This is a genomic window from Rhodocyclus gracilis (genome assembly GCF_009617575.1).
GTDB lineage: Bacteria > Pseudomonadota > Gammaproteobacteria > Burkholderiales > Rhodocyclaceae > Rhodocyclus > Rhodocyclus gracilis.
Window position 1 is genome coordinate 1 of sequence record NZ_WIXJ01000022.1, and the last position, 1,490, is coordinate 1,490.

Genomic DNA, 1,490 nt, shown 5'->3' on the forward strand with positions numbered 1-1,490 from the left:
CGCCCCGCCTTCGCCAGATCGTTCGCCGCCGTCGCTCCCGCCGGGCCGCCGCCAATGATTACTGCGTCGTAGATGTCGTTCTGCGTCATGCTCAACTTTCCGAAGCGTGGGCTAGCACCTCGCCGGTCGACAGTGGTACCTGCACCGTATCGGCGGCGACAATGGCTTGCGCGGCAAGCCGTGCCGAGTAAATGAAGAGAAGGGCTTCGCCGGCGAAGACGACGGCGTAGGCGTGGATTTGCGAATCAAGCACGGCGCGCGCCGCGTCGCTGGCAACCGTCCCAAGGAAACCGCCAACGGCGAAAGCGATGGCTTGCGCAGCACCCCACAAGCCCATGCGGACGCCTTCCCGCGAGGCGCGTCCGGCGCCCGCGAGCGACATCATCGAGCCAATCGCCGAAACCGCAAAGGCGCCATTGGCTGCGCCAAGGAAGAAGACGTTCGCACGCAGCGGCCAGGACTCGCCGACGACACCGCCGAGCGCCAGGGCCAGCAGGGCAATCGACGACGCGAAACAGCCGCCGATGGTCCATTGGCGTAGGGTGCCGATGCGCACGCTGAGAAAGCCGACGAGCAGCATGCCGAGCAAGACGCCGCCGTGCTGGACGCTGGCGAGCGTCGTCGATTCGCCGGGCGTCATCCCGAAGATGGCGCCGGCGAAAGGCTCGAGAATCAAATCCTGCAAGCTGTAGGACAGCATCGAAATGAATACGAATATGGTGAAGCGGCGCGCCACCGGTTCTGCCCAGACTTGTGCCAGCGCTTGCCGGAAGGGCAGCTTCGGCGTGTCGTCGGCGAGCGCCGGCGTCGTTCCTTCAACGCCCCAGACAGCGGCGACGGCAACGCAAAAGGCGATCAGCGAAACGCCACCGGAAACCGCCACCAGCCGGTCAAGCGAGAAGGGATCAAGCAGCTTGCCGGCTACCGCCGCCGTGATGATGAAGCCAACGATCATCATCACCCACGCCGCTGTGGCGGCCGCGCCGCGGCGTTTTTCTTCAACGCGCTTGGCGAGCAGCACGAGCAGCGAAGTGCCAGCGGCGCCGGCGCCCAGGCCGATAGCGGTGAAGGCCAGCGCGGCGAGCAGAATGCCGAGGCCTTGCTGCGTTTCCATGAGCGCTGTCGCGGCGGCGGCCGTGAAGCCGCCGAGTGCCAGCACAGCCATGCCGCCGATGATCCAGGGCGTGCGCCGGCCGCCCATGTCCGAGCCATAGCCGAGTCGCGGCCGCAGCAGTTGCACGACGTGATGGATGCCGACCAGCGCGCCGGGGATCATCGCCGGCAGCGCCAGTTCGACCACCATGACGCGGTTGAGCGTCGACGTCGTTAGGACAATGATCGCGCCGAGTGCCGTTTGCACCAGCCCAAGGCGAAGGATGCCGAACCAGCCGATACGGTCGCTCATTGCAAGCCCCCGAACTGTTGCAGCGCGAAGGCGGAGGTCATCATGCCGGAGACGTAGAGGGTGACGCCGAAGGCGGAGAGGAAGG

At 66.3% G+C, this 1,490-nt stretch carries 1 protein-coding gene; it reads right to left on the minus strand.

Going from position 1 to position 1,490, the window contains the following annotated elements; genetic code table 11:
- Nucleotides 1–91: 91 nt before the first annotated feature.
- Nucleotides 92–1,405 carry a BCD family MFS transporter gene (locus GHK24_RS13455; protein WP_153473394.1) on the minus strand — a complete coding sequence of 438 codons (1,314 nt, stop codon included), beginning with the start codon at nucleotides 1,403–1,405 and terminating at the stop codon, nucleotides 92–94.
- Nucleotides 1,406–1,490: the final 85 nt, after the last annotated feature.